This is a genomic window from Vibrio sp. M260118 (assembly GCF_036533755.1).
GTDB lineage: Bacteria > Pseudomonadota > Gammaproteobacteria > Enterobacterales > Vibrionaceae > Vibrio.
This window is the reverse complement of the sequence record NZ_JATABG010000434.1, coordinates 1-2,583: the sequence shown is the minus strand read 5'-3', so window position 1 is coordinate 2,583 and position 2,583 is coordinate 1. Positions and strand designations below refer to the sequence as shown.

Annotated in this window: 2 protein-coding genes; both read left to right on the top strand. The window is 42.7% G+C overall.

Going from position 1 to position 2,583, the window contains the following annotated elements:
• Nucleotides 1-983: TonB-dependent receptor domain-containing protein (locus QTO00_RS17975; RefSeq protein WP_331425997.1), on the top strand; the 983-nt coding region annotated here is incomplete at its 5' end.
• A 277-nt stretch (nucleotides 984-1,260) separates the two neighbouring features.
• Nucleotides 1,261-2,460 (top strand): acetate/propionate family kinase, encoded by a 1,200-nt coding sequence (locus tag QTO00_RS17970; RefSeq protein WP_331425996.1) that lies wholly within the window; start codon nucleotides 1,261-1,263, stop codon nucleotides 2,458-2,460.
• Nucleotides 2,461-2,583 lie beyond the last annotated feature (123 nt).

Below are 2,583 nucleotides of genomic sequence, written 5' to 3'. Positions count from 1 at the left end.
GTTTGTTAGATAACGAGCTAGCGTACGGTGTCGACTACGTGAAGCGAAAGTCAGAGAACCATAATGCTTTTGACAACAGTGGCAATGAAGAGAATACCACTTCAACCGCTATTTTTGCCGAAGATACACTGTATGTTTTGAGTAACCTCTCTTTAACCGCTGGACTACGTTACGATACGTTTGACCGTGAGTCAGTCACAGGTAGCAAAGATTTTGATGATGTAACTTGGTCATTAGGTACATCATGGCAAGCAACTGAGGCATGGGAAGTGTTTGCCAATACCCGTAGCTTGTTTAAGGCGCCTGATTTATTGGATACATTTGTCTTCTCCCAAGCTAATACCAGGTTAGCTGATGACATCAAGCCAGAAACGGGGATCAACAAGCAGGCTGGATTGCGCTTTGCATCGAGTATAGAAGGACATAGGTTTAGTGGTGATCTCACCATCTTTAACACTCTAATTGAAGACTACATCACGAGTGAGTATGACCAAGCGTATAATGCTACATACGTAAACAGTGGTGATGTTGAAATTAAAGGTTTTGAGCTAAGCTTCGGTTACGCGCACGAAGGGTTGGCAACTAAGCTATCATACGCAAGCTCGTGTACACGTCATAGCGAGAACAGTGAGCCTGTGACCTACAATGGTCGAAGTATCGATGTGGGCGATAGCGTTAACTTTACTGCCGATTACTACCTAGATAACTATGGATTGCTACTTGGCTGGAACTCACAGTTTGTATACGAAGAGACAAACGTGGCTTCTGGATCGGAGCCTAAACCAAGCTATAGTGTTCATAACATCTATGCACAGTGGGTTCCACAATCTCATGATAATCTGACAGTCACGTTTGGTATTGATAACCTACTTGATGAAGCTTACTACTCACACGCATCACGTTCAGGTCTTGCGAGGGGTCAAAGTACGGATGATCTAGAGCCAGGTAGAAACATCAAACTGTCCGCTGCGTATCAATTCTAACTATTTTTGAAGCTTTGATCTTTGAACATTTGCAGCTCTTCGGGGCAGCTTTTTATTTTTAGATGCGTGATTTAAGTGGTACATGACTTTTGACTGATAGGTCCTTATTAATTTTTTGATGTGAAATAAATTTGCGCTTGCGGTAGATCAAGAAAATTTGTTTGATTTGTTTAAAAAGACCAATAAAAGTTGAAAGATTCAAAAAATATTGAATAATAGACTCAACAATATTGAAGCGTACAGCTTCACTAATACCGTCTGAAACAGGAACAAATCCATGTCGAACTCGTTTGTGCTGGTCATTAACTCTGGTAGCTCTTCATTAAAATTTGCTGTAATCGACTCCAAGTCAGGTGACGCGATTGTCAGCGGCTTAGGTGAGTGCTTTGGATTACCAGAAGCCGTAATTAGCTGGAAATTCAACGGTGATAAAACCGAAGAAGCGATTGATGCTCCAGACAACCATCATCAGCATGCAATCAATCGAATCGTTGCACTCATGGAGACTCTTGGATTCACGAAAGATTTAGTTGCCGTGGGTCACCGTATCGTACATGGCGGAGAAAGGTTTACTTCAACAGTTCGTATTAACGACGAAGTACTTACAGAAATTGAGAACTTGTCTGACCTGGCACCGCTCCACAACCCAGCAGGCGCAAAAGGCATCAAAGCTTCTATGCAAGCTTTTCCGAGCCTTCCTCAGTTCGCTGTATTTGACACTGCGTTCCACCAAACAATGCCGCAAAAAGCATTTACTGGTGCAATATCACACGAGCTGTATAAAGAATATGGTATTCGCCGATACGGTTTCCACGGCACTAGCCACTATTTTGTTAGTCGCGAAGCCGCAAAAATGCTTAATAAGCCTGTTGATGCTGCAAGCTTTATCACAGTTCATCTTGGCAATGGTGCGTCGGTTTGTGCAATTAAAGACGGCCAATCTGTCGATACCTCGATGGGTTTTACTCCGCTAGCGGGCTTAATGATGGGTACACGTTCAGGCGATCTAGACCCAGGGATCATCGAATTTTTGATGAAGAAAGGTTGGACGCAAGAGCAAGTTTTTGAAACCCTCAATAAGAAGTCGGGTTTCTTAGGGGTTTCGGGCGTAACATCTGACGCGCGCGGGATTTTGCAAGCGATGGAAGAAGGCCATGAAGGGGCAAAACTTGCCTTTGAAGTGTTCACCTACCGTGTAGCGAAGTATATTGGTTCTTACATGATTCCACTCGAACACTTAGACGCCATTATTTTTACTGGTGGCATCGGTGAAAACTCGTTGGATATTCGCCGAGAAGTACTTAACAACTTGAAGTTGCTTGGTTTTGTTGAAGATAAGAAAGGCAATGAAGCTGCACGTTTTGGTAACGCTGGCATCATTGCCAAATCAGAGCTACTAGATGCTGTAGCTATGGTTATCCCAACCAATGAAGAGGGTGTTATAGTACAACAATCATTGGCATTACTTAATAAGTAATGATAGCTCTTTATTTTGATATACTAAGCCACTGGAAACAGTGGCTTTTTTGTGAGGAAAGACATGGAAGTTAGAGATGCGTATATATATTCGCGAGTTAGTAAAGAGAGCCAAGCTAAGCAT

Excerpts from the sequence above, each read along its gene's own strand:
- QTO00_RS17970 (WP_331425996.1), top strand. The coding sequence starts at position 1,261 with ATGTCGAACTCGTTTGTGCTGGTCATTAACTCTGGTAGCTCTTCATTA.